We start from the raw sequence: 24,736 nt of genomic DNA on the forward strand, positions 1-24,736 counted from the left end.
CAGTAGTCAGTAGTTAGTATAAATAAATTTCTTAATACTAAGTACTTTGTACTCACTACAAATTATTATAATTTAAAATACTCTATATATGTATTAAGGTCCTTGTCTCCACGACCGGATAGGCTTATGACCACAATATCATCAGGTTTAAACTGTTTGTCATTAAATATAGCCAAGGCGTGCGATGTCTCTATTGCTGGGATAATGCCTTCTAATTGTGATAGTTCCAGTCCTGCTGTCATGGCATCTTCATCGGTTACAGAAAAGAACTCACCTCTACCGGTTTTATACAAATGCGAATGTAAAGGTCCTACACCTGGATAATCCAATCCGGCAGAAATCGAATACGGTTCTGTAATTTGTCCATCAGGTGTTTGCATTAACAAGGTTTTACATCCGTGAATGATTCCTTCTTTACCTAACTGAGAGGTGGCTGCGCTTTCTCCACTATTCACGCCTTTTCCAGCTGCTTCTACAGCAATGATTCCTACACTTGGCTCATCAAGAAAATGATAATAAGTTCCCGCGGCGTTGCTTCCTCCACCGATACAGGCTACTACATAATCTGGGTTTTCCTGTCCTTCCTTTTCTTTTAACTGCCATTTGATTTCTTCAGAAATGATCGATTGAAATCTAGTCACCATATCCGGATATGGATGAGGTCCAATAGCAGATCCTATGATGTAATGCGTGTCCACAGGGTTATTGATCCAGTCTCTGATGGCTTCGTTAGTAGCATCTTTTAACGTTTTACTCCCGGATTTTGCAGGTCGTACTTCTGCGCCTAGCATTTTCATACGAGCAACATTAGGAGCTTGACGTTTGATGTCAATTTCTCCCATATATACAATACACTCAATGCCCATTAACGCACAAACTGTTGCGGTCGCCACACCGTGTTGTCCGGCTCCTGTTTCTGCAATGATTCTATTTTTACCAAGTTTCTTAGCCACGAGAATCTGACCAATTGTGTTGTTTACTTTGTGTGCACCGGTATGATTTAAGTCTTCACGTTTTAGATATACTTTGGTGTTGTGTTTTTCCGAAAGGCGTTTTGCATAATACAATGGAGATGGACGTCCTACATAATCTTTTAATAATTGATTGAATTCTTCTTTAAAAGAAGGTTCGTTCATAATATCCAGATAGGTAGATCGTAATTCTTCTACATTAGGATATAACATTTCAGGAATATAGGCTCCACCGAAGTCTCCATAATATCCTTTTTCATTTACTTGATAACTCATCTTAGTTTATAGTTTTTAGTTGATGTTTAATAGTTTTTGGGTATTGAAAAACTATTTGAGATCAACGGATAGCAATTTTTTAAATTTTTCTAAATCGTTTATGTTTTTTAATCCTGGTTCAATTTCAAATTTGCTATTGACATCAACTGCATATATAGGCAAATCTGTTTTTAGGATCGCTTTTATTTTGGCAACTTCTTCTAATCCAATTCCACCGCTTAAAATAAATGGGGTAGTAGAATTATAGTTTTTTAAAACATTCCAGTCAAAGGTATATCCATTTCCTCCTTTTGCTTTTCCTTTGGTGTCAAAAAGAAAGTAATCAACAATGCCTTCGTAGGGTTTGAGTATCTCAAAATCAAATTCATCTTTGATAGAAAAAACTTTGAATATCTCGACTCCGCTCGATATGACAGTCAACGCTGTCTGGTCGAGCAGAGTCGAGACCTCTTTTAATTTTTGTGATAATGCTTTACAATATTCTGCAGATTCGTTTCCGTGTAATTGAATAGCTTTGAAATTGTGTTTTTTTACTTTTTCTAAAATAAAATCAATAGACGCATCTACAAAAACTCCGGTTTTCTTAATAGTTTCTGGTAACTCAAGAATATCTTGATCAAAATTTCTGGGAGATTTTTCATAGAAAATAAATCCAAGGTAGTCTGGTTGTAATCCAGCTACGGCTTCAATGTTTTCTTGATATTTCATTCCACAGACCTTCAGTTTCATGTTTTTATCTTTTTAATGCTAAAGATTTGGTTCTAATGTAATATTAGCATTGTTAAAATTGATATCGTGCGCAAAATCATATACTTTTTTAAAATGCTCTTCCATATCAGGTTCTTCGATGTCGCTAAGTAATTTTCGAATTAACTTAGATTCAAAATAATGTTTTTTTGAAGTCGAATATTTTAGTAACTGAGATCCAATAGTTTTATAAAATATTTTTTCCATAGTTGTCTTGTTCTTTGGTTCATCAGGGACTAATTCCATCTCTACGTCACATTTACTTAATATGCTATAGATGATATATCGTATTGGAACGTTTTTAGTTAACGTAATATTAAGTTGTTCTTCCTTACTATCACTTGCTCTAATTATTCCTTTGGCTACATAATCCACAGGAACGATGTTAAGTCCACCTTCCATATTTAAAGCCATTCTAATTTTCCCCATTTCTGGATAGGTTTTCTTCATTTTTTTAAAGAATTCACCAATAGAATAAAAAACAATATACCTACTGCTTACGTATTTTGGCATATCAATAAGTCTTCCGGATACTACGCTAGGTCTGGCAATGGTACAACTGAAATCGTTTTCCTTTGCAATTTTTAATATTAGTTTTTCAACTTTCATTTTATAAGCTTCGTAAAAGTTTCTAAAATCAAAATTGACAACAGAATGATAGTCATCCGTAATTTTACCAGCGATTTCTCCCCTGGAGAAGGCAGTACTTACAAAAACTAATTTTTTGGTTCTACTTTTAATAGCTTCAAAAAAAGCTTGTGTATTATTATAATTTACATGTGCGATTTCATTTCTAGCCTTTTCTGTATTGCTTAGATTTACCGAGGCTGCTAAATGATAAACTATCAGGCTATTTCCTGCTTCTTCGGGAATAGTGAAATTATTTATTTCTCCTTCTATTATTTTTATATATTCTGTTACATATTCTTTATAAAAAGGGGCTATTTTTTTAGGGATAAGTTGTTCAGTGAAAACTTCATCCCATAGGCGTTGTCTGGCAGAAATGTCTCTTTGTTTTCTAATTAAAACATAAATTTGCGCTTTTTCCTTTTTAGAATACAAATCAAATAACAGTTCAAACAGTACGTGCGAACCTATATTTCCTGTAACTCCTGTTACTAATATTGTATTCATTGTTTTCTATTTTAGTTTTTGTATAAATTCTATAGCACTAGCTCCTGGGTTTTCGGTTTTCATAAAATTTTCTCCTATCAAAAAACCTTTGTAATCATATTGTTGTAAATCCTTTATGGCTTCAATACTACTAATGCCACTTTCTGAAACCTTTACAAAATCATCCGGGATATGTTTGCTTAGTTCTTTACTCACATCGGTACTTACTTCGAAAGTCTTAAGATTGCGGTTATTAACTCCTAGCATGTCTAATGAAGGCATTATTGATTTCTCTAGTTCTTGTAGATTATGGACTTCTAATAACACATCTAGCGATAATTTTTTAGCAAACTCCGATAATGATTTTATTTCATCTCTAGACAATACGGCTGCTATTAATAAAATTACGTCTGCTCCATACGCTTTGGTTTCCAGTAATTGGTATTCGTCGATGATAAATTCTTTACGTAACAATGGCATATTTACAGAAGCTCTTGCCAATAATAGATCGTCCAAAGATCCTCCAAAATATTTACCATCGGTTAAAACAGACATTCCACAAACTCCAGCTTCCTGATATCCCGTAGCTACGTCTTGTACGCTTACCTTTTGATTGATTACTGATTTAGAAGGTGATCTACGTTTGTGTTCTGCAATAATTCCTGTTTCACTATTACGCAAAGCTGAGGCTAATGAATTAGTTTGACGGTTGAATAACACCGAATTTTCTAATTGATGGATAGGTATTAAACTTTTTCTAAGTTCAACCTCTTTATATTTGTCTGCTACTATTTTATCTAGTATGTTCATTTTTTTACTTGTCATCCTGAACTTGTTTCAGGATCTCATTATTACTTGTTTCTATTATGGATTCCGGCCTCCGCCGGAATGACACTATCAACTAATTCTTACTCAATTCCTGCACTTTCTTCAATGCTTTTAATCCTTTCCCAGAGAGCAATGATTCTTTTGCTCTTTCGAATCCTTGTATGGGTTCTAATCCTTCTACAGTTGCGATAGCCATCCCGGCATTTGCACATACCACATTGTTCTGAGCTTCCGTTCCTTTACCGTTTAGGATATTCATAAAAATAGCTGCAGATTCTTCTATTGAATCTCCTCCAACAATTTCTTCCATTTTTAGGGTATGTACTCCAAAATCTTGCGGAGTTAGCATTCCTTCTGTGTTGTTCGATATGGTTTTGGTACTACCGGTCAATGATATTTCATCATATCCGTCTAAAGCGTGAATGATGGTAAAATTTTTATCTGTATTTTGATATAAATACCCATACATTCTAGCTAATTCTAGGTTGAAAACACCAACGATTTGGTTTTTTGGAAATGCTGGATTTACCATAGGTCCTAACATGTTGAAGAATGTTTTTACTCCTAATTCTCTTCGTATCGGAGCTACATTTTTCATAGCCGGGTGGAATAAAGGTGCGTGTAACACACATATCCCTGCTTCGTCAATACTTCGTTTTAGAAAATCTTTATCATTACTGAATTTGATTCCTAAATGTTCCATCACATTAGAACTTCCGCATTTAGAAGAAACTCCATAATTACCGTGCTTGGTTACTTTTATTCCTGCTCCTGCGGACACAAAAGATGAAAGCGTAGAGATGTTAAATGTATCTTTTCCATCACCACCTGTTCCACAAAGATCGATTGGATTGTATTCGCTAAGATTTATAGCAACACAAAGTTCTAATAACGCATCCCTAAAACCTTCTAGTTCTTCTACGGTAATACTTCGCATCATATAGACTGTTAGAAAAGAGGCGATCTGGCTTTGGTTGTATTCACCTTTAGAAATGTTTACCAAAACTTGTTTAGCTTCTTCTTTAGAAATGGTCTCGTGATTTATTAATCTATTGAGTAATTGTTTCATAGGCCCTTCACCCCAGTCCTCTCCCCAAAGGATAGAGGGAGCATTACAGAGTTGTTATTTAAATTAATAGTCATTTTATTTATTTTGTTTTTTGCGGTTAGCAGTAAGTTTTGATCCGTGCTAACTACTCAACACTAATTACTTTATACTAGTTATTTATCCAGTTTTCTAACATTTTTTTTCCGTCGGGAGTAAGTACAGATTCAGGATGAAATTGAACACCTCTAACATCCAGTTCTTTATGTCTTAGGGACATAATTTGTCCATTTTCATCAAAAGAGGTTGCTTCCAGACAAGAAGGTAAATCTGTATCCGCCACTACCCAAGAATGATATCTACCTACGTCAAAAGTGTTTTTAAGCCCATCAAAAAGAAGCTCGTCTGATACCGAGAGTTTTACTTCGGTAGCGACACCGTGATAGACTTCATCCAGATTAAGAAGGCTTCCACCAAATACTTCGCCAATTGCTTGTTGGCCAAGGCATACTCCAAAGATACTTTTGGAATCAGCATAGGTTTTGATAATCTCTTTTAATAATCCGGCTTCATCCGGGATTCCTGGTCCTGGTGAAAGTAATATTTTATGAAAAGGTGCTACCTCTTCTAATCTAAGTTGGTCATTACGTTTTACGACTACTTCGCAACCTAGATCTTCTAAATAATGAACCAGATTATAAACAAATGAATCGTAGTTGTCAATTACTAATACTTTTTTCATCTCATTGTTCAGGAGTTTATCAGCTCCTTATATTTCTTCAGCTAGTTTTAATGCTTTGGTTAATGCTCCTAGTTTATTGTATACTTCTTGTAGTTCGTTTTCTTCGTTTGATTCGTTAACTAATCCAGCTCCTGCTTGCCAATGCAATTGATGATTTTTACTTAAAAATGTTCTAATCATAATGGCGTGATTAAAATTTCCGGAGAAATCCATAAAACCAATGGCACCACCATAGAAATCACGATTTACGGTTTCGTATTTTTCTATCAGCTGCATTGCCATGTGCTTAGGTGCACCGCTTAGCGTTCCTGCAGGAAATGTATCCGCAACCACTTGCATCGTAGTGGTGTCTTTGTGTTTTTTACCGGTTACTTTACTTACCAGGTGAATCACGTGTGAGTAAAATTGTACTTCTCTGTAGGTGTCAACGGTAACTTCACTTCCGTTGCGGCTTAAATCATTTCGCGCTAAATCTACCAGCATCACGTGTTCTGCATTCTCTTTTTCGTCTGCGGATAATTTTTTAGCTAGTTCTGCATCTTGCTCATCATTTCCGGTTCGTTTAAAAGTTCCTGCGATTGGATGGATTTCAGCTATTTCATCCTTGACTACTAATTGCGCTTCTGGTGAACTGCCAAATATTTTAAAATCTCCATAATCAAAATAAAATAGGTAAGGAGATGGGTTTATACTTCTTAATGCTCTATATACATTGAATTCATCACCTTTGAACTTCTGTGAAAAACGCTTGGATAAAACTAGTTGAAAGACATCTCCACGTTGACAATGTTTCTTAGCTAAAGCTACGTGTTCCTTATATTGTTCATCATCCAAGTTAGAGGTGGTTTCATCTACCGTAGTGAAGTTGTAAGAAGCAAAGTTTTTAACTTTTAATAAAGATTCTATTTCATCAATATTACTATCTGACTCATAACAATGTGCAAAAATACAAGCTTCGTTTGTAAAGTTGCTGATTGCAATAATATTTTGATAAACAGTGTATTGCATGTCTGGAATTTCTAAACCTCCTTCTTTTTTTGAAATCGAAATATCTTCAAAATATCGAACGGCATCGTAAGAAATATATCCGAACAGTCCATTGTTTATAAATTTAAAGTCACTTTTGGACGTTTTAAATTGCTGTCCAAATTGCTCAATAATATAGGGGATATTAGTGTCCTTAGTTATCGGAGTTTCTTTGTTGGTTTTATCAGGAAAAGATTCGTAAATAATCTCATTTTCAATTTTAATTGTAGCAATAGGGTTACAACAGATATACGAAAAGCTGTTCTCACTACCTCTGTAATCATTATTTTCTAATAACAAACTATTAGGAAAACGATCTCTAATTTTTAGATATACACTTACCGGAGTGATAGTATCTGCGAGAATTTGTTTGAAATGTGTCATTAATGTATAACTCATGTTACATTTTGATATTTATAATTTATAAAACCCCTTTATTCATGGAACAAAAAAAAGGCTTGTCGTGATTTGACAAGCCTTTGATATGTTTACTTAACTATATGACAGGATCTATCTCACGACGTTTTCGTTATAAGATGACCACCACCATGTATTAGTTAAGATTAAATTCATTTTTTAATTTCTTGAGTCAAATATATAAATTAATTGTAATTCAAAAAATAAAAAATTACATTTTTAAATTTACTGCTAATTCAAATTCGTCATAGATTGTTTTATCACCTAAATTATCGAAGAAACTTCCTGATCCGTATTTGATATCATATTTTGTTCTATCAACACTTAATGTAGTTGAAGCAGTAGCTCTATTTACGACTAGGTCAAAGGTAATTGGATTGGTTTTTCCTTTGATCGTAAGATCACCTGTCACCTTATAGCCTCCATCCATTTTTGAAGCTTTCTTGATTACGAGCTTTGCATTTTTGTGGTTTTTCACTCCAAAGAAATCATCAGAAGTAAGATGCCCTTCTAATTTTTCTTTTCCTTTACCCGCTTCTAGGTCCGTAACTGCTAAAGAGGTCATATCAACTACAAATTCTCCTCCACTTAATGTATTGTTTTCAAATGTTAGAAATCCACTAGAAAAATTTAGTGTTCCGGTGTGTTGGCCGGTTACTTTTTTACCTGTCCAATTGATGGAACTTTCAGAGGTGTTGATTTCTTTTTGTTGAGCGTAGATGGAAGCTGTTGCTACTAAAGTTATTGCTAGAATTAATGATTTAAGTTTGGTTTTCATGATTTTTAAAATTTAAAATTATATAAAAGTGTTTACTTAATTAACTTCTTAGTTTATTTAACAAATTGTTTAAGGTGATTAATTCTTCTTCAGAAAGTGAAGAGGTGATCTTTTTTTCGAAACTATTCATTGCCGGACTGACTTGTTCCAGAAATTTGTTGCCTTGTTGGGTTATAGTAATTTCTACCTTTCTTCTATTGGTTTCGCAGAGTACCCGTTGTACCAAATTCTTTTTAATAAGTTTGTCCACTAATCTAGTGGTGTTACTCATTTTGCTCACCATTCTTTCTTGTATGGTAGATAAATTGGCAGGTTTACCTTTTTGACCTTTAAGAATTCTAAGAACATTAAATTGTTGAATAGATATATCATATACCTTCAATTCAGAGTTTATCTGATCACTTATCCAGTTTTCGGTGTACAAAAGATTTACAATCGCTTTTCTGGAAAGAGGAAGTTTGGTTTTAGTTTTGATAATATCTTCAATATTCATTTGTATGTACAATATTTGTATATACAAATGTAATATAATTTACTGTTTAGAGGATTATGAATAGATACTAATTCTTTGTTAAAATTCTAATAATTACTATTCTTTAATATTATCATTGTTTGGTTAAATACGGATTAAAATCCTAAAATTGTCTTTATGAACTACTTAAACCTTGTTAATTTCCTTTTTGGTAATAAAGCGTTTTAATACTTTAGTACGATGCAGAAATTGATCATATATATAGGATTGACCATATTAATGGTGAGTTGTAAAGGAGAGCAGAAAGTTGCCATAGAAGCTTCTAATGTATTTTCTGGCAAAGGGGTGGAGGTGCCTGTGTATGATTTTAAAAATTTTGAGCATTTACTTAGTATTAATGATGGTAAAACCAGAATTATTAACTTCTGGGCTACTTGGTGTAAACCTTGTGTAGCAGAATTACCATATTTTGAATTAATAAATAGTAGATATCCTGATAATGAAGTTGAGGTAATTCTAGTAAGTTTAGACCTTCCTAATCAGGTAGAATCTAAACTGATCCCCTTTCTTAGAAAGCAACGAATACAAAGTAAAGTGGTATTATTAGATGACGCGGATGCGAATAGTTGGATTCCTAAGGTAAATGAAAACTGGTCAGGATCTATCCCGGCCACCATCATATATAAAGATAATACTTCGAATTTCTACGAACGTTCTTTTACCTATGATGAACTAGAGAGAGAATTAAAAAAAATATTATAATATCATACGATTTCTAATCTTTTTGATAAGAACCTTTAATAAAACAAACAAATGAAAACTTTAAAGATTTTAGTAGCGGTTGTTTTAGTAATTGCGGTAAGCGCATTTGCGATTGATAAAGTTAATGTGTCAGATAGTGATGCAGGATATACAGTAGGTGATTCGGCCACTGATTTTAAACTTAAGAATATTGATGATACCATGGTATCATTAGCTGATTATAAGGATGCTAAGGGTTTTATTGTCATCTTTACGTGCAATCATTGTCCATATTCTGTTGCATATGAAGATAGAATTATTGCTTTAGATCAAGCTTTTAAATCAAAAGGATATCCAGTTATTGCGATTAATCCTAATAATCCAAAAGCATATCCAACGGATAGTTTTGATAATATGAAAGTGAGAGCAAAAGAAAAAGGGTTTACATTCCCTTATTTATTCGATGATGGACAAAAGATTTATCCACAATATGGAGCGACAAAGACACCTCATGTATACATTCTGGAAAAGACTGCACAAGGTAATATCGTTCGCTATATTGGCGCTATAGACAATAATTACAAAGATGCAGGATCAGCTGATAAAAAATATGTGGAAGATGCAGTAAACGCTTTGCTTAAAGGAGAAAAAGTTCCTGTGGAAACCACAAAAGCTATTGGCTGTAGCATAAAAGCATAAGTTTAATGTTATATTTTTAGATAAATGAATGTAGGGCTTCGTGCAATTCATTAAGGACTCTTATATTTGTAAGGAAATCATAGATAAAAGTTCAATCTAAAAATGGAAATATAAAATGGCCGAAGATATTACACAAGATCAGTGGGAAGATCTTATCGCTAAAGATGATAATGCAATAATCCTGGATGTTAGAACCGAGGAAGAAGTAGAAGATGGTTTTATACCTGATATGCTTAATCTGGATATTCGTATGGGACAAGGATTTCTTGATGAAGTCGAGAAGCTGGATAAATCCAAAAATTACTATGTTTATTGTCGTTCTGGAGCACGTAGCGCACAAGCCTGTGCTTTAATGAATCAGATGGGTTTTGAAACTACGTACAATCTGATCGGTGGTTTCATGAATTGGGATGGCGAAGTTGCCGAATAATAATAGCTAATCATACTTATGAAAATTAAATCAATATTAACCGTAATCTTTTTTTCAATTTTATTATTGAATTGTAAAGATGCTAATAACAAAGATGCTGCTGTTGTAGAATTGATTACAGTAGAAGAAATGGATTCTTTGTTGGAAATGGAAAGAGTACAACTCATTGATGTTCGTACTCCAAAGGAATATGCAGAAGGTCATATTGAAGGATCGATTAACATAAACTTTAGTGATGAGAATTTTGAAACGCTTATTTCTGAAGTGGATAAATCAAAACCTGTAGCAGTCTATTGTGGTCGTGGAGGAAGAAGTGGTAAATGTTCTGCTTATATGAAAAAAGCTGGATTTACTAAGATTTATGACCTAGATGGTGGGATTACAGAATGGAAGTATAAAGGAAAGGAGTTGGTAAAGTAATTTTATAAAAGCTTTTAAATATCAACTATATAAACAATAAAACCGACCATCATATGGTCGGTTTTATTGTTTATGCTCTTTTCTGAAAAGCCTATTGTTTCAATATTCTGGAGTAGAATATGTTTTTACCATTTTTTACTGTTATGATATAATTTCCAGATGTTATGTTTTCTAGTAAAGAACTGATGTCCATAATCTTTTGACGATCTTCTTGTGTAGATTTTTCCTGTATTTTGTTTAGTAATTTACCAGTTAAATCCCAGATCGAGATTTCCGTCTGTTGATTTGAAACTGCATTGTAACGTAAAGTAAGAGATTTTCCTGTGGTGGGATTCGGGTAAATGATTGGATTCGTGTCCAGTTTTGTATCGTCCTGAAGATTAGGGTTCTGTCGAGAAAGTGAACTAATAGTGATATCCAGATTGCCAGGAGCAGACCAATTACCAGCAGCATCTCTAACTAAACTTTTGATCTTTCCATTACGTCTTCTGATATCTTTTGTGGCAGCTGATCCTGCTGTGATCGTTTGTGACTGATTTACTCTAAATTTATACACTTTGAGATCATCAAATTCTACAATGGTTTTGTTGGTTCTTAACGAAATAGTACTACCATTTTTGATGGGTGATGGATCAGTCCATTTCAAAATAGATTTGTTATTTCTAAAAACTTCAATCACCCCAAATCCAGGACTATAAGTGATTTTATAATTCGCCCATTTATTATCCAAAGGCGCATCATCAATAGCTCTAAAGTTTAACTGATTGTTTACGGTTTCATAAACTCTTACTTTGTTATCTTCACCACTAAACCATATCAGATAAGAATTTCCTCTTTGACTTTCATCAGGTGAGTCCGCCATAATGTGAATACCAAATTTTCTTGGACCGCTAGTAGATATAGTTTTAGCAGAGAATTCATATAAATAGGGTAATCCTGAATTTTGTGATAAAAAGGTATTCAGTTTTGTGTTATCAGAAGAAGTGTTGGACTGGCGCAGATGTCCATTGTTAATGGTCCAATTACCAGCACCTTTCGTATATCCGGAATAAAAAATATTGAAGTTGTCATTAAAGAATCCATTGCTACGATTTGCATACCAATTACTACCGTACTTTTCTAAAGCCTGATAAAATCTGCGGGTAACCCCTACATTATCATTATCATTAAAATTTGCTGTAAAATTACCGGATTGTGTATTTCCACCTGATGCAGATATCGTAGTGGTGGGCGCCTGAGTATCTGTTCCTCCTCCCGAACAACCATTATTAATGAGATTTTGCACACCTGTTCTTACACTCGGTAGAATAGCATACCCACCATCACCGGGGCAGGCAGAACAGCCACCACCATCTCTATGTCCGGAGATTGTTTTTAATGAACCATTTATTGAATAATGATAGGCGGATCCAACAGGATTAATATTTTCTTTAGAAGCTTTCCAGGCTAGTAATTGTTTAAGTGAATTCTGAGTTGCAGTTTTAGGAGTAGCTGAGGAATAATTTCCTAGCATACAGACCCCCATAGTATTTCGATTTCTACCACAAAAGTGTGCTCCTATGGTGTTATCACCACCCGCTCTTCCTTCATAGATAATTCCATTTGGATCGATTAAAAAATTATAACCAATATCAGACCATCCGTTAGAATTCATATGAAAGTTTTGTACGGATCTTACTCTTGCAGCCCAATCGCTGCTGGAGTTTGATCCAAATTCGTGATGAACTATAAGGTGTGTTACCTGAGAAGTAGAAAACGAACTACTTGGTGGTCTTGCTCCCCATTGAGACCGTGATACCACTGCGGGCTTTGTGCAAGCTGCTTTACTTTGATTTTGTACCTTAATACTATTAATTTCATCGATGGTTTTTTGCGGTGTAGCTCCGGGACTATAATGTTTTAAAACCATTTTCTCCAAAACAATTTCTTCTTTAGCCTCGATATTCAATGCATATTGAATAAAAGATATTGATTTGTCTAAATATAAAAGAGAGGATATTAGATGTTCATCATTTATTTTATCAGCATGCCCTTCAAAAGATACTTTTTTCCAGGTAGACCAACTTTTTCCTTTTTCTGAAGTTCTATATGTAATTGAAATAAATTCAGGATCCAGATTTGTACCTTTTAATTGAAGATGACTACTTACAAAAGGTTCTGGTTCTATAAGACCAATGTTTACAGGATGTATCTTGATTTCTGTTAAAGTCGCTTTTGAAAAAAGAACCCCTTTTTTATTAAATGTCACATTTGATGGGTTGACAATTGCTTTTTTTGAATTTAGTTCAATAATATTTTCAGATGTTTCCTCTCCTTTAAATTTGACTTCTTGAGCATATAATATCTGATTGATCAATAAGAATAGAACAACGTATACTATTTGTTTCGTAGTTTTCATATAAGTGTTTGTGTTTTAAGTTTATGTTACAGAAGTAAGTTTGAAAAGGAAAAGGGTTCTGATAAGCTTACTTATCATCATCGTTAACCAATTGATTGAACCCTTTTACACACACATTTCAAACTAATTTTTGATCAGAGGTATTACTTTCGAACCATTTTTACTACTTACCTTAATAAAATATTGGCCATTTTGAAAAGAAGTAAAGTAGTTGCTGAGATCCAGGGATCGATGTATTGATTCTTTAGAATACTCCTGAAAAGATTTTAATACTCGTCCCGTAACATCCGTAATAGATATCGTAGTGTAAGCATTTGATGTGGATTGATAACTTAGTGTTATAGTTGTTCCTTGGGTAGGATTTGGATATACCTGAATTTCGTTTTCTAAAAATGTATCATCCGGGATTTCGGTATTTTGACGGGTAAGCGAACTAATGGTTACGTCCAGATTACCGGGAGTAGACCAATTACCGGCAGCATCTCGTACTAAGCTCTTGATTTTACCATTTCTTCTTCTGATGTCTTTGGTGACACCTGATCCTGCTGAGATTGATGTAGAATTGTTGGCTCTGAATTTATAGACTTTTAGATCATCAAATTCCATGATAGTTTTGTTTGTTCTTAACGAAATAGTACTACCATTTTTGATAGGAGATGGGTCCGTCCATTTTAGGATGGATTTATTATTTCTAAAAACTTCGATTACACCAAATCCCGGACTATACGTGATTTTATAATTTGCCCATTTATTATCCAAAGGAACATCATCAATAGCTCTGAAGTTTAGCTGGTTATTTACGGTTTCATAAACTCTTACTTTGTTATCTTCTCCGCTAAACCATATCAGATAAGAATTTCCTCTTTGACTAAGATCGGGGGAGTCAGCCATAATGTGAATACCAAATTTTCTAGGACCACTGGTTGATACGGTTTTTGCAGAGAACTCATATAAATAGGGAAGTCCGGAATTTTGTGATAAAAAAGTGTTTAATTTCGTATTATCGGATGAAGTATTGGATTGCCGCAGGTGTCCGTTATTGATGGTCCAATTACCAGCTCCTTTAGTATATCCGGAATAAAAAATATTGAAATTATCATTAAAGAATCCGTTACCACGATTTGCATACCAATTACTACCATATTTTTCTAATGCCTGATAGAACCTACGAGTAACTCCAACGTTATCAGAATCGGAATATGTAACGGTAAAATCACCAGATTGAGTACTTCCTCCTGCAGCGCTGATTGTAGTTGTTGGAGCTTGTGTATCGGCAGAAGATCCAAAAGAATTTTGAGAACGATATATATAATTTTGTCTGGGTTGTCCAGCATCTACAAAAGAACCCGGAGTTGGTGAATTTCCTCCAGCAGCTCTCCATTCAAAATGTATATGATCCCCGGTAGATCCTCCCGTAGTGCCTTCTAATGCGATGACTTGTCCTTTCTGTACCGATTGTCCCTGACTCACTAGTAATGTTTTGTTATGGGCATAATAGGTGCGTGTTCCATCGCTGTGCCTGATGATCACCAATCTACCATAACCGCTAGATAAGCTACCACTAATCCCCGAAAAAGAAACGGTTCCTGCTGCTGATGCTCTCACGTTATCATCACCGGACAGAGAAGTTGCAAAATCAATAGCGTGATATCCGTGATGACCACCCGGTGTAAAATAACCACATTGTCCTACGGGACTGTGTGAGCCATTAGGACCGGGAGTTCCATGTCTGGACACACAATTTTCTTTACCAAAATCCCAGGGTAAATAATATGATAAAGCAGATTTTTGACTAAATAATTGTTCTTTATTGCTTTTAGAATCAGTTTTCCAACCTAAAATTTGAATAGTATTTCCTTTAGTTTTTAGAACAATTTTATTTGTTTTAGTTTCGATACTATAATAATAAATAATATCAGAGATACCGTGTAAAGGGTCTATTTTCTTTTGTGTAGATCCCAGAAATATAAAATGATCCCGATTTGGAGAAAGTAAGGGAGTTTCTGTATATCGAAATGGAAGCGTAAGTTGTTGAAGTTCTTTGGTATTTATATCATAGACAAAAATTCCTTCATGTTCTTCAGCAGCATCGAGATATAAAGCCTCAACAAAAATTTTGTTTGGATTTTTTGTCCAGCCAATTGGTTTTAATACGATGTCTTTTCGATCTTCATTAGTTGTATGTTGTAAAGTAGTTTGTTGGTTATTTTTTAGATCTACTTTTTGTAGGCTAAAAGCACCTCCTATTTGCTCTCTTTCCAGGTATATCCATAAATCGGGATCGTACGGACTTTGTAAACCTTGAAAAAAATCAAAATCAGGTGTTGTCTTTATTTGATTTGAGATTTGCTTTGCTTGTAGTACTATATTATCAGTTTGAACAGTAACGGGTAATAGCTTTTTTTTATGATCTAATAATTTAGTCTCTTTGCTATTGATGTCTTGAGTATATAATTGTTGATTCTTGCTAAGAATAAGCTCTTGTGCATTTAATACTGAAGCATATAGGAATAGAGCCAAAAAAACTTTGAGTGTAATGTTTTTCATAGTGATGAGTTTGTGTAGTGAGTTTTTGTAATTCCAGCAAATTCAGTAATTCATTAAAATTATAAGTTTGCAACTCGAAAATTAGAAACTCTATCTATGAAAAACATGGGCACATGTAATCATTTTTAATATTATTCTTTCATATCAATGATATACATCTTTCAGTTTCATAGTGTATTTAAATAGTGCATTACTACCTGTGATTTGTAGTTTTTTGCAAATGTTTTGTCGATGATTTTTTATGGTTTTTTCACTTTTAAAAAGGTCAACGGCTATTTCTTTATTGGTTTTTCCTAAGGCGACTTCGTTTAGTATTTTCAGCTCTGTTTTTGATAATTGGTCATATGATGTATCTGAAACCTTCAGAACTGGATTTGCTTTTTCTTTCCACCATGATTCTCTGAATCTTCTACTGATATATGGCTTATTTTGGATAGCTCTACCTGCACATTTCGTAAGATTTTCTACCGTATCCGCTTTATAAAGAATCCATTTAATTTCCAGATCCTTAAGTTCTTTGATTAACCAATCTTCTAGGGTAAAAGCCATAATAACAATCTTAGTTCTGGTAGCGTGTAGTTTCGTGTATTTTGCTAATTCAATTCCAGAATCGTTGGAGTTTAAAGTAGCGTCGATTACGATAAAATCAGGTTGGCTGTCAACAATTACTTTTCGTAGTTTTTCTAAATCGCTGATATCTTCATATAAGTTGAACTTCATGTCTTTGGGGGCCTCTAGCATCGCTCTAATTCCTAATCTTTTTAAAGGATCTTCATAAGCGACAATAACATTGTATTCTTGCATAGTTTTAGGGATTTATCAAGAAATTTCAGCAATAATTTGGGTTCGGTTGATATTGAATATTGCTGGTAAATTTAATATGGACTAAAATCGGAAAGCTGAAGTAGAAGCTATTTTTCTCGGAGGGAAATATGGATTACAGAAGTAAACAAAAAGTCCTGGGCTTGGTTTGATGATTTCATTGGTGTTAAGTTTATGTGTGAACCTTATAAAATTAAATCTTATTTTTCTTCTCTTCTTGAGTGATTTGCATTTTTCGATATAATGCAGTCTTTTTTAGCTAAAAATAAAAAGACAAAGGATTGTTAAGTAATAAGTTAAGGTTATGATTCATGAGTAATCCGAATGGATTAGTCTGGTGTTTCAATTGATTTGTTGAGGTGGTAATTTTTAATTACTAGCGTAGTATTTGTAGGTTAAAGACTACTATTTTGTTTGGTGTAATATCTACAAGATATGGGGAGATGGTATGGTTTTGTTGCTTTGTACTTGTATTTATTTTTTTTAAAATTCCTGTAATCAAACTTTTTTAGGTAAAATAGTTTGTTTTAGTATATAGTTTTCTCAAAAGCGTATACTTCAATGATAACATCCTAATCTACGTATACCTGAAATTAATTTGCCGAATACACTATGATAACTCCCTTGAACAATTTATAAACTTTTCTAAAAAGATATGTTTTAAGTGCTTTTTTGGGGAATATTTAACGGTCTAGTTATTTGAAAAACAGTAATTTAAAGTAAAAATATAATTATGAAAAAAGTACTACTTATTACATTGTTTTTTGTTGGTTTGATTCCTGTATATCCTAATTTCGATGATATGGGTACTACCTTGTTGACTCTCTCTAATGATAAACCTTTTTCTTTCGAACTTGATGCTACCGCAGCCGAACAGGCTATAACCATACGGTCTGATGTAAAAGAACCAATGTTAGTGAAGATTATTGATAAATCCGGTTTTATCAGAATACAAAAGAAACTACATCTGGATCGTGAGATTGACCTTACCATTTTAGAGGAAGGTTTATATTTAATTAAAGTTCATGTGGGTAATCATATGGAAGTAAAACGATTCTACAAGGGCAGAGACGGTGTAGATATCAGATGATATAGACTTGTTTAGTAATTTGACTTAAATTGGTAAGAAGGTGCTAAATGACTAAAATGAAATTTTTTTCTTTGGTTTTAATAGCCCTTGGAGTGATAGTGTTTTTCTTTGGAATACTATTCAGGATAATGCATTGGCCCATACAATATTATCTACTTATTTCTGGACCAGTTGTATGTATACTAGGAATTGGTTTACTTTTAAAGGATAATAAAGTATAAGAAGGTGATGATTAATAACAAAAAAGCTTCTTGTTATAAGAAGCTTTTTTATTATTGATTGGTTTACTTATGTTTTACACTAGGAGCCCTTGATTATTGTTTTTACAAATTTTGAGGTTCCTTGCTTAAAAACTAAAATGTAAACTCCGTTTTTGTATGAAGACAAATCGATTACTTGAGAAGTTTGACCAATTGATTCGTTTGATATTTTTTGTATAAGCTTTCCGCTGATATCAAAAACTGAGGTATCGGTCGCCAAACTACTCTGAATACCATTAATATAGACATGATTAAGAAAGGGATCCTGGTAAATAGTAATAGTGTTTTTATCAAATTCTGATACACTTAAAGCAGGCGCAATATCAATAGTAAACTGCATAGTTTGAGAAGTACTATTACAGTCATTTGTAAAATCTACTTGCACGATCCAATTTCCTTCTACATTAGTATCATTATCAGCAACAGAAGCAAACGAAATTTCTTCTGATGTAAAAGAGGTGTTATTTGGAGCCGTCCAAGTAAGAGAACCACTATAGAGTGCTGATGGCAGTCGCAAGCTGATATCACTGCCCGTTTCAATATTTATTTCTGAGGCATTTTGCACATTTACGTATCCTGCATCATCCACATTCATCTGAACAGCATCAGACAAGTCAGGATTTGAAGGATGTACGGTTAAGGTAAGGTTTTGTGTACTATCTTCATTACAAGCATTTTGATTTTTATATCTTACGATATAAGTTCCAGAATTAGAAGGCTGTACATTGGTTAGTTGCCACGCAGTTGATAAATCTGGTGTGGCATCTATGGTTCCATCAGGATATTCGATCTCAAAATTCGAAGTACCTGCATTCTGGACTCCAAGATAAATACTGGCGCCTTCACAAATTTCCAGATGATCTTGTTGAAACCAACTGCTTCCATCATTTACAAATGGTGTCAACGCAAGTGGTTCTTGTACATTTAATACTATGGTAGTTTGTGCAGTACAAGATCTATTATTATAAGAAACTACATAAGACCCTGAATCTGATGGCTGAACATCATTGAAGATCCAGGCTGTAGATACATCTGGAGTATCATCAATGGTTCCATCAGGATATTGTATTTGAACATTTTGTGATCCAACATTTTGCATTCCTAAATAAATATTTGCTCCAAGACATACATCCAGTGTACTTTGTTGTAACCATTCTGTACCATTGTTTACATAAGGAGTAACTGTTTCATTACACTGTAAAGGTGATAATGAGGCTTCAAAAATTCCTCTTCCGTGAGTTCCAATAAATATTTTACCTTCATTTAAATACTGAATTTCAATATCATTAACTGAAGTATTTGGCAGACACCCATATTTTTTCCACTCTTGTGTGCCGTTTTCCAAAAAGAAAACACCATTGTATGTTCCAATAAAAATAGAACCAGCTAAGGTGTTATAGGTTTCCAATGATAAAACAGGAATGTTTGGTAAATTATAGGAGATGTTTTGCCAACTATTTCCTCCATCAACAGATTTATAAACTTTCCCATTATTGGTATATCCTCCATAAGAGATAAAAACCGTATTTTCATCTGTAGGATGCACTTCTAAATCAGAAATATATTGATTTACCGGAGTAGCACTGGATGTCCAATTCAGACTAGCTGCGTCCTTTGCGTACACTACATTACTTCGCGAAGCATATATTTTATCAGAATTTGTTTTAGCAATAGCAATTTGTTCTAAGTCCTGAGATGGGCTGATATTATCTCCAATAACAGTCCAATTAGACCCTTGATTATCAGATGCATATACGCTGTTGTATCCGATGATAATTCGGTTAGAATTATTAGGATCTAACTTGAAAGGAGTTTCCCAAGCTCCATTTCCATCCTCTCCGGGAGGAGAAATAAAAGTTCGGGTTCCATTGACCCATTTTCGTAAAGCTCCATTTTGAATGGCATAGTAACGATTGGCCGGATTATTAAAATCTATTTCTTGTCCCATTCCGTCTGCAGTAGGTTCGTAACTTTGCCAAGTGCCATTTGTGTTACGCGTCACATTTCCGTTGTCTTGAGATCCGGCTCCCAATATATTAGCATCGGTTTGAGAAACAGCAATATCATAGTATTGTGTGATAAACAAATCTGAAGACAAATTAGCAAAAGATCTGTCTGACACAGAATACCTAAAAACACCACCATCATTACAATAATAAATAAAGTCAGGTTGCAACGGGTTGGTATATATATTTCGTTGATCTACATGAATAAATGGAAGACCATCTCGTCCTAACCATTGTGTGGTAGCCTGAAAATTATCTCCTCCGTCACTAGAAGCATAACATTCAAAGTTACCGACAACGATATTAGAATCAGAATTATTGGCAAACGAAATCACACAGTTGGATTCTGGTAGCGTTTTTTGGCTAAAGTTTTGCCCAAAGTCTGGTGATACATTTAATGTAGAACCGTTTGTAACCGCCACATATCCGGAATTTGTTTTATTTGAAACAGCAATTCTTACTTGTCCACTACCAAAGTCATTGCTTAGCGTAAAACTTTGACCATTGTTAGTGCTTACATAAAACTGCCCGCTAGAACCGCCTGCATACACATCATTAGAGTTTAAGCTATATCTTACTGCTCTGATGTTTGCATTAATTATTCTGGTAGTGGTATTAAAATAATCGGTAGTTCTGTATAATCCATTAGAAGTTGCCACCAGAAATTCATTAGCATTATTAGGGTTTACATCTATTTCATAAATTCTAATATTCTGTGGCAGGGTAAAAGTCAAGTTTGTAGGAGCAAAGCTTACACCTCCATCATTCGATTCGTAAATACCAATACCGGCAGGACCATACCAAACGATATCACTCAATGCAATAATAATTCTATCTGGATTAGTAGGGTTTACAATAATATCTGAAACCGCTGTATGAGGCAAATTATCATTTAAATTGGTGTAAGATTGGCCTCCGTCTACGGTTTTCCAGATTCCTCCAAAAGCAGCACCTACCCAAAAAATATCCGGATTTGTAGGATGAAAACCAATACTACTTACTCTACCCATATCGATTTGATAACCAAAATTACCATTGTAATTTACAGCGCTCCACTCTGCATTATAATCCGAATCTTGACAATTGGCACTAGAAGAACGTTTTTGCGAAATATTGGATTGAGTAAAATCTCCTAGAGTACCATCTTCATTTAAGTGATGTTTCCAAAAACTTTTCCATCTTTGGTATTTTACAAAATCACCATCTCTGAAATCACCCTGAGATAATTCTGCAAATGTTAATCCGGGACAGGTAATTTTAAAAAACGTATCGGCTTCTTTTATGATATCATCAAAGGTTCTTTTTCCTCCATCTTTTTTAGAGGTAAAAGGATTAGATAAAATTTCTTGAATGTTTCTGGTAACTTCTTTTTTTTGAGAATGGACTGATATAGAAAGAAGTAATACAATTAGAAATAAAAATCTTTTTTTCATAGTGTTGAGGTTTGTGTGTTAACGATAAGTAGATTTTATGGTGCAACTTATTTAATTTTTTTGAGGGCATGTATTATAATTTTACCCCAAGTATGTAGTTTCTTACCAAATACATATGATTTTGATAACTCCTGAAAGTTACGTTTAGTGTATATTGTAAAAATTAATGATGATTATGTTTATTTGCTGCTAAATTTCTTAAGAATGAAAAAAGTATACTTCGTCCTAATGTTTATAGTTATTTCTGCTTGCTCCAACGACGATGAGGATTGTGGGTGCAGAGAGTTTAACTACTTAGACGGAGGTACATTCTTGGCCTTTAGTTGTTCGGATGATATTCAATCTTTGGATGAAGATACTTTTGATGAAGCATTAGAACGTTGTTCCCAGTTTTAACGAACAATTAGTGATTTCAAACTTCTAATGCACAAATTTTAAATAGCAATACCAAACTTATTGGTGAATGGTCTATTGATAAAATATTTAATTAGAATAAAATGCAGTAATAGGCTTATCTAACATTATTTGATAAAGTCTGTCAATAAAATTTTATTACTTTTAGACCTAAGAGAATACTTGATAATTATGAAGTATTATATAGTATCGTTACTTTTTACGTGTATAAATATCAGTGCATATTGTCAAATTTTCTATCCTGAAATCGAAAATTACACTATAGAAAACTACAAGGCAGATAACCAAAATTGGGGTATTGATGTCGATGAGCAGGGTGTAGTTTATGTAGCTAATAACAGAGGGCTTTTACGTTATAATGGACACCTTTGGGACTTGTATCCGTTGCCTAATAAAACCATTGTAAGATCTGTATATTGTGATAATGATAGGATATATACCGGTTCTTATGAAGAGTTTGGGTACTGGAGCAAGGATACTTTAGGCTTATATCAGTACACTTCCTTAATAAATCTGCTTAGCCCTGATCATACGTTAGTAAATGAAGATTTTTGGGAAATCATTCAGCACAATAACTCTATATACTTTAGATCTTTTGGAGGGGTGTATGAGTACGATGGTGAGCAAATTCGGTTTATTGATGGTAGTCAAGGAGTTGTGGATATTGAAATATTTCAGGATAAAATTTTGATATCTATTAGAAATTCAGGTTTGTATGAACTTAAAGAAGGAGTTTTAAAACCATTTCAATCGGATACAAGCAATCTTAGACTACAAATTATTACAAGTTTAGCTGCTACAAAAGAAATGTTATTTCTTTATGATGAAGGAGAAGGAGGTTTTATCCTAAAAAACAATAAAGTTATTTCTCTTTCTCCGCAAATAAATTCCTTACTAAAAGCGACTATTTTAAATAAAGCATTATTTATAAACGAAAATGAGATTGCTTTCGGAACAATTAAAAAGGGGGTTATTGTTTATAATCTAAGTAGTCAAAAGGCATACACACTCGAAAAATCTTCAGGGTTACATAATAATACAGTGCTTGGACTAAAATTTGATCAAGGACATTTATGGGTGTCATTAGATAATGGAATTACTAATATCAATTTCGAAAATTCGCTATCATATTATACAGATATCACCGGTACTTTGGGAACTGTTTATGATGTAGTTTTTTTTAAAGGATTCTATTATTTGGCAAGTAATACGGGAGTTTATAAACTTTCAGAAGCAGGAAATCTAGAGTTAATTAAAGGCTCTGAAGGACAGGTGTGGGATTTATTTACTGTTAAAGATCATTTGTTAGCAGGTCACAACAATGGAATATATCGCATAGAGAATGATTCAATTTTTCCTATTGATCTTAGTAATGGAGGAGTCTTTGAGATTACACCGATAGATGGTCGAAATGAAGAATACCTTTTAGGAACATATTCCGGAATCCTTAAATTAAGTTACAAAGATGGAGAATGGCAAACCCAGCTGGTTGAAAATATTATGTTTCCAGTACAAAAAATTATACAAGAGTCTGATGGGATTATCTGGGCTTCACATCCATACAAGGGTATCTACAGAATAATACTTAATAAAGATCATACTAGGGCTATTGATAAAAAGGATTATGGGACACATGAAAAATTTAAACAATACACAACAGAGCCTTTTCACATAGGGAATCAAGTATTGTTTCAAAATTCTGGTAGGTGGTTTTCATATTTTAAAGAAGGTGATAGCATAGGTGAATACTTGGGATATTCCAAACTATTAGGAAAAGACCTTGTAGGTCGAGACAATGGGCACTATTGGCTTATTGATAAAAATATGGGTGAGAAAATTGTATTTACCGACACGGATTTCACTACGATTTTTCAGTTAAAAACTTCAGAATTACAAAACCGATTAGTTTCCGGATACGAAAAGGTAAATGTTCTTAATGATTCATTACGTGTGTTAAATCTTAATGACGGAATGGTACTGATGAATTTGAGGCTATTAGCTAAAAGTTTAGATAAAGAAATTGTTTATCCTCCAATCGTAGATAAAATAATTATTCCCAAAGGCTACCAAGAGCTTCAAGAAAATTTTATATTACCATTTAATGATTCTCGAAATATAACTTTTGAAGTGTATGCTCCTTATTCAATAGAAAGAGAGATATCCTATAAGCTTTCGGGCAGACTGGCACAAGAAGGAGTGCTTGAAAACGGAAAAGTCATTTTACAAAACTTACCTTACGGAGATTATCAATTAGATTTTAGAAATAAGAATGCTACAACAACAGTGCAGTTTAATATTTCACCACCGTGGTACTTGTCCATATATCTCAAACTAGTTTACACGCTTATTTTTCTTCTTATCATCTTTTTAATTTACAGAAGAAATAAGATTAAAATAAGAAAGCAACAGATAGCAATGCAAAGAGCATATATCAAACAAACTCAAGAGCGAATTGCAAAAATAGAAAAAGAAAATCTGGAACGAGAAGTGTTAGATAAAAAAAGAGAGCTTACCAGTTCTACAGCTTCTGTGATCAAAAAAAATGAGATGATTATTGAATTGAGAAATGAATTAAATCGATTAAAAGAGCTCTCACCTAATCAGTATAGGACCAAACGATTATTATCAGTCTCAAAAAATTACTTGGGTGATGACAATGACTGGAAAATTTTTCAATCTAGTTTCAATGATCTTCATAAAGATTTCTTTAAAAAATTATTAGAATCATATCCTAAACTTACGACCAAAGATCTGAAACTCTGCGCTTACATCAAGACCGGTTTGACTACTAAAGAAATTGCCCCATTAATGGGTATCACAGTTCGTGGTGTAGAATTGCATCGCTATCGATTAAGAAAAAAGCTAGAATTGGCAACAGATGATAATTTTCATAATTTTTTAACTCTTTTTTAATCATATTATTACTTTTTTACCGTAAAATTTACTGCATCACTACTACATCATACTGTTAAAATTTAAGTTTTAGCAATACTTTTTCTATTTGATTATCAGTTATTTAGTTAAAAAAGCATTTTTTTGATAACTACTCGAGATATCATTT

General features: G+C 33.5%; 20 protein-coding genes. 7 read left to right on the plus strand and 13 right to left on the minus strand.

Annotation, left to right across the window (positions count from 1 at the left end; translation table 11 throughout):
- Positions 1 to 65 precede the first annotated feature (65 nt).
- The 9 genes from trpB to ACFSR1_RS21445 all read right to left on the minus strand — a co-directional run bounded on the left by trpB (position 66) and on the right by ACFSR1_RS21445 (position 8,436).
- Entirely contained in the window at positions 66 to 1,247 is a 1,182-nt protein-coding gene (gene trpB, locus ACFSR1_RS21405; RefSeq protein ID WP_378295071.1) for a tryptophan synthase subunit beta, read from the minus strand.
- A gap of 51 nt (positions 1,248 to 1,298) precedes the next feature.
- Positions 1,299 to 1,976 carry a phosphoribosylanthranilate isomerase gene (locus ACFSR1_RS21410; protein ID WP_378295072.1) on the minus strand — a complete coding sequence of 226 codons (678 nt, stop codon included), beginning with the start codon at positions 1,974 to 1,976 and terminating at the stop codon, positions 1,299 to 1,301.
- Between the two features lie 18 nt (positions 1,977 to 1,994).
- Positions 1,995 to 3,128 (minus strand): SDR family oxidoreductase, encoded by a 1,134-nt coding sequence (locus ACFSR1_RS21415; RefSeq protein ID WP_378295073.1) that lies wholly within the window; start codon positions 3,126 to 3,128, stop codon positions 1,995 to 1,997.
- A 6-nt stretch (positions 3,129 to 3,134) separates the two neighbouring features.
- A complete protein-coding gene (trpC, locus tag ACFSR1_RS21420; protein ID WP_378295074.1) occupies positions 3,135 to 3,917 on the minus strand; it encodes an indole-3-glycerol phosphate synthase TrpC in 783 nt (260 codons plus the stop codon).
- 91 nt (positions 3,918 to 4,008) lie between these two features.
- Complete coding sequence (gene trpD, locus ACFSR1_RS21425; protein WP_378295075.1) at positions 4,009 to 5,004, minus strand: anthranilate phosphoribosyltransferase; 996 nt, start codon at positions 5,002 to 5,004, stop codon at positions 4,009 to 4,011.
- Positions 5,005 to 5,152: 148 nt separating this feature from the next.
- A complete protein-coding gene (locus ACFSR1_RS21430; protein ID WP_378295076.1) occupies positions 5,153 to 5,722 on the minus strand; it encodes an anthranilate synthase component II in 570 nt (189 codons plus the stop codon).
- Between the two features lie 27 nt (positions 5,723 to 5,749).
- Positions 5,750 to 7,147, minus strand: coding sequence for an anthranilate synthase component I family protein (locus tag ACFSR1_RS21435; RefSeq protein ID WP_378295077.1), 1,398 nt, complete (start codon positions 7,145 to 7,147; stop codon positions 5,750 to 5,752).
- A gap of 229 nt (positions 7,148 to 7,376) precedes the next feature.
- Entirely contained in the window at positions 7,377 to 7,943 is a 567-nt protein-coding gene (locus ACFSR1_RS21440; RefSeq protein ID WP_378295078.1) for a YceI family protein, read from the minus strand.
- Between the two features lie 40 nt (positions 7,944 to 7,983).
- Positions 7,984 to 8,436, minus strand: a complete 453-nt coding sequence (locus ACFSR1_RS21445; protein WP_378295079.1) for a MarR family winged helix-turn-helix transcriptional regulator — start codon at positions 8,434 to 8,436, stop codon at positions 7,984 to 7,986.
- 219 nt (positions 8,437 to 8,655) lie between these two features.
- Between ACFSR1_RS21445 and ACFSR1_RS21450 the strand changes: the two genes are divergently transcribed.
- The 4 genes from ACFSR1_RS21450 to ACFSR1_RS21465 all read left to right on the plus strand — a co-directional run bounded on the left by ACFSR1_RS21450 (position 8,656) and on the right by ACFSR1_RS21465 (position 10,705).
- Positions 8,656 to 9,177, plus strand: a complete 522-nt coding sequence (locus ACFSR1_RS21450) for a TlpA family protein disulfide reductase (RefSeq protein ID WP_378295080.1) — start codon at positions 8,656 to 8,658, stop codon at positions 9,175 to 9,177.
- Between the two features lie 51 nt (positions 9,178 to 9,228).
- A complete protein-coding gene (locus ACFSR1_RS21455) occupies positions 9,229 to 9,855 on the plus strand; it encodes a thioredoxin family protein (RefSeq protein WP_378295081.1) in 627 nt (208 codons plus the stop codon).
- Between the two features lie 115 nt (positions 9,856 to 9,970).
- Positions 9,971 to 10,285 (plus strand): rhodanese-like domain-containing protein, encoded by a 315-nt coding sequence (locus ACFSR1_RS21460; protein WP_378295082.1) that lies wholly within the window; start codon positions 9,971 to 9,973, stop codon positions 10,283 to 10,285.
- Between the two features lie 18 nt (positions 10,286 to 10,303).
- A complete protein-coding gene (locus ACFSR1_RS21465; protein ID WP_378295083.1) occupies positions 10,304 to 10,705 on the plus strand; it encodes a rhodanese-like domain-containing protein in 402 nt (133 codons plus the stop codon).
- Positions 10,706 to 10,796: 91 nt separating this feature from the next.
- Here the strand turns inward: ACFSR1_RS21465 and ACFSR1_RS21470 are convergent, their stop codons facing one another.
- The 3 genes from ACFSR1_RS21470 to ACFSR1_RS21480 all read right to left on the minus strand — a co-directional run bounded on the left by ACFSR1_RS21470 (position 10,797) and on the right by ACFSR1_RS21480 (position 16,454).
- Positions 10,797 to 13,103 carry an N-acetylmuramoyl-L-alanine amidase gene (locus ACFSR1_RS21470; RefSeq protein ID WP_378295084.1) on the minus strand — a complete coding sequence of 769 codons (2,307 nt, stop codon included), beginning with the start codon at positions 13,101 to 13,103 and terminating at the stop codon, positions 10,797 to 10,799.
- 123 nt (positions 13,104 to 13,226) lie between these two features.
- Positions 13,227 to 15,650 carry a peptidoglycan DD-metalloendopeptidase family protein gene (locus tag ACFSR1_RS21475; protein WP_378295085.1) on the minus strand — a complete coding sequence of 808 codons (2,424 nt, stop codon included), beginning with the start codon at positions 15,648 to 15,650 and terminating at the stop codon, positions 13,227 to 13,229.
- A gap of 144 nt (positions 15,651 to 15,794) precedes the next feature.
- Complete coding sequence (locus tag ACFSR1_RS21480; RefSeq protein ID WP_378295086.1) at positions 15,795 to 16,454, minus strand: response regulator transcription factor; 660 nt, start codon at positions 16,452 to 16,454, stop codon at positions 15,795 to 15,797.
- 751 nt (positions 16,455 to 17,205) lie between these two features.
- Between ACFSR1_RS21480 and ACFSR1_RS21485 the strand changes: the two genes are divergently transcribed.
- Entirely contained in the window at positions 17,206 to 17,562 is a 357-nt protein-coding gene (locus ACFSR1_RS21485) for a T9SS type A sorting domain-containing protein (protein WP_378295087.1), read from the plus strand.
- A gap of 300 nt (positions 17,563 to 17,862) precedes the next feature.
- Here the strand turns inward: ACFSR1_RS21485 and ACFSR1_RS21490 are convergent, their stop codons facing one another.
- The gene (locus tag ACFSR1_RS21490; RefSeq protein WP_378295088.1) at positions 17,863 to 21,261 is read right to left on the minus strand and encodes a VPS10 domain-containing protein; all 3,399 of its coding nucleotides are present in this window, start codon (positions 21,259 to 21,261) and stop codon (positions 17,863 to 17,865) included.
- Between the two features lie 204 nt (positions 21,262 to 21,465).
- Here ACFSR1_RS21490 and ACFSR1_RS21495 point away from each other — a divergent pair, with 204 nt between their 5' ends.
- Both ACFSR1_RS21495 and ACFSR1_RS21500 read left to right on the plus strand, forming a co-directional pair.
- Positions 21,466 to 21,657 carry a hypothetical protein gene (locus tag ACFSR1_RS21495; RefSeq protein WP_378295089.1) on the plus strand — a complete coding sequence of 64 codons (192 nt, stop codon included), beginning with the start codon at positions 21,466 to 21,468 and terminating at the stop codon, positions 21,655 to 21,657.
- A 189-nt stretch (positions 21,658 to 21,846) separates the two neighbouring features.
- Positions 21,847 to 24,588 (plus strand): helix-turn-helix and ligand-binding sensor domain-containing protein, encoded by a 2,742-nt coding sequence (locus ACFSR1_RS21500; protein WP_378295090.1) that lies wholly within the window; start codon positions 21,847 to 21,849, stop codon positions 24,586 to 24,588.
- Positions 24,589 to 24,736: the final 148 nt, after the last annotated feature.

It is taken from the genome of Aquimarina rubra (assembly GCF_042684305.1).
Lineage (GTDB): Bacteria > Bacteroidota > Bacteroidia > Flavobacteriales > Flavobacteriaceae > Aquimarina > Aquimarina rubra.

Bases quoted from the DNA above. Each gene is read 5' to 3' on its own strand.
- trpB (WP_378295071.1), bottom strand. From the start codon at position 1,247: ATGAGTTATCAAGTAAATGAAAAAGGATATTATGGAGACTTCGGTGGA.
- ACFSR1_RS21410 (WP_378295072.1), bottom strand. From the start codon at position 1,976: ATGAAACTGAAGGTCTGTGGAATGAAATATCAAGAAAACATTGAAGCC.
- ACFSR1_RS21415 (WP_378295073.1), bottom strand. From the start codon at position 3,128: ATGAATACAATATTAGTAACAGGAGTTACAGGAAATATAGGTTCGCAC.
- trpC (WP_378295074.1), bottom strand. From the start codon at position 3,917: ATGAACATACTAGATAAAATAGTAGCAGACAAATATAAAGAGGTTGAA.
- trpD (WP_378295075.1), bottom strand. From the start codon at position 5,004: ATGAAACAATTACTCAATAGATTAATAAATCACGAGACCATTTCTAAA.
- ACFSR1_RS21430 (WP_378295076.1), bottom strand. From the start codon at position 5,722: ATGAAAAAAGTATTAGTAATTGACAACTACGATTCATTTGTTTATAAT.
- ACFSR1_RS21435 (WP_378295077.1), bottom strand. From the start codon at position 7,147: ATGAGTTATACATTAATGACACATTTCAAACAAATTCTCGCAGATACT.
- ACFSR1_RS21440 (WP_378295078.1), bottom strand. From the start codon at position 7,943: ATGAAAACCAAACTTAAATCATTAATTCTAGCAATAACTTTAGTAGCA.
- ACFSR1_RS21445 (WP_378295079.1), bottom strand. From the start codon at position 8,436: ATGAATATTGAAGATATTATCAAAACTAAAACCAAACTTCCTCTTTCC.
- ACFSR1_RS21450 (WP_378295080.1), top strand. From the start codon at position 8,656: ATGCAGAAATTGATCATATATATAGGATTGACCATATTAATGGTGAGT.
- ACFSR1_RS21455 (WP_378295081.1), top strand. From the start codon at position 9,229: ATGAAAACTTTAAAGATTTTAGTAGCGGTTGTTTTAGTAATTGCGGTA.
- ACFSR1_RS21460 (WP_378295082.1), top strand. From the start codon at position 9,971: ATGGCCGAAGATATTACACAAGATCAGTGGGAAGATCTTATCGCTAAA.
- ACFSR1_RS21465 (WP_378295083.1), top strand. From the start codon at position 10,304: ATGAAAATTAAATCAATATTAACCGTAATCTTTTTTTCAATTTTATTA.
- ACFSR1_RS21470 (WP_378295084.1), bottom strand. From the start codon at position 13,103: ATGAAAACTACGAAACAAATAGTATACGTTGTTCTATTCTTATTGATC.
- ACFSR1_RS21475 (WP_378295085.1), bottom strand. From the start codon at position 15,650: ATGAAAAACATTACACTCAAAGTTTTTTTGGCTCTATTCCTATATGCT.
- ACFSR1_RS21480 (WP_378295086.1), bottom strand. From the start codon at position 16,454: ATGCAAGAATACAATGTTATTGTCGCTTATGAAGATCCTTTAAAAAGA.
- ACFSR1_RS21485 (WP_378295087.1), top strand. From the start codon at position 17,206: ATGAAAAAAGTACTACTTATTACATTGTTTTTTGTTGGTTTGATTCCT.
- ACFSR1_RS21490 (WP_378295088.1), bottom strand. From the start codon at position 21,261: ATGAAAAAAAGATTTTTATTTCTAATTGTATTACTTCTTTCTATATCA.
- ACFSR1_RS21495 (WP_378295089.1), top strand. From the start codon at position 21,466: ATGAAAAAAGTATACTTCGTCCTAATGTTTATAGTTATTTCTGCTTGC.
- ACFSR1_RS21500 (WP_378295090.1), top strand. From the start codon at position 21,847: ATGAAGTATTATATAGTATCGTTACTTTTTACGTGTATAAATATCAGT.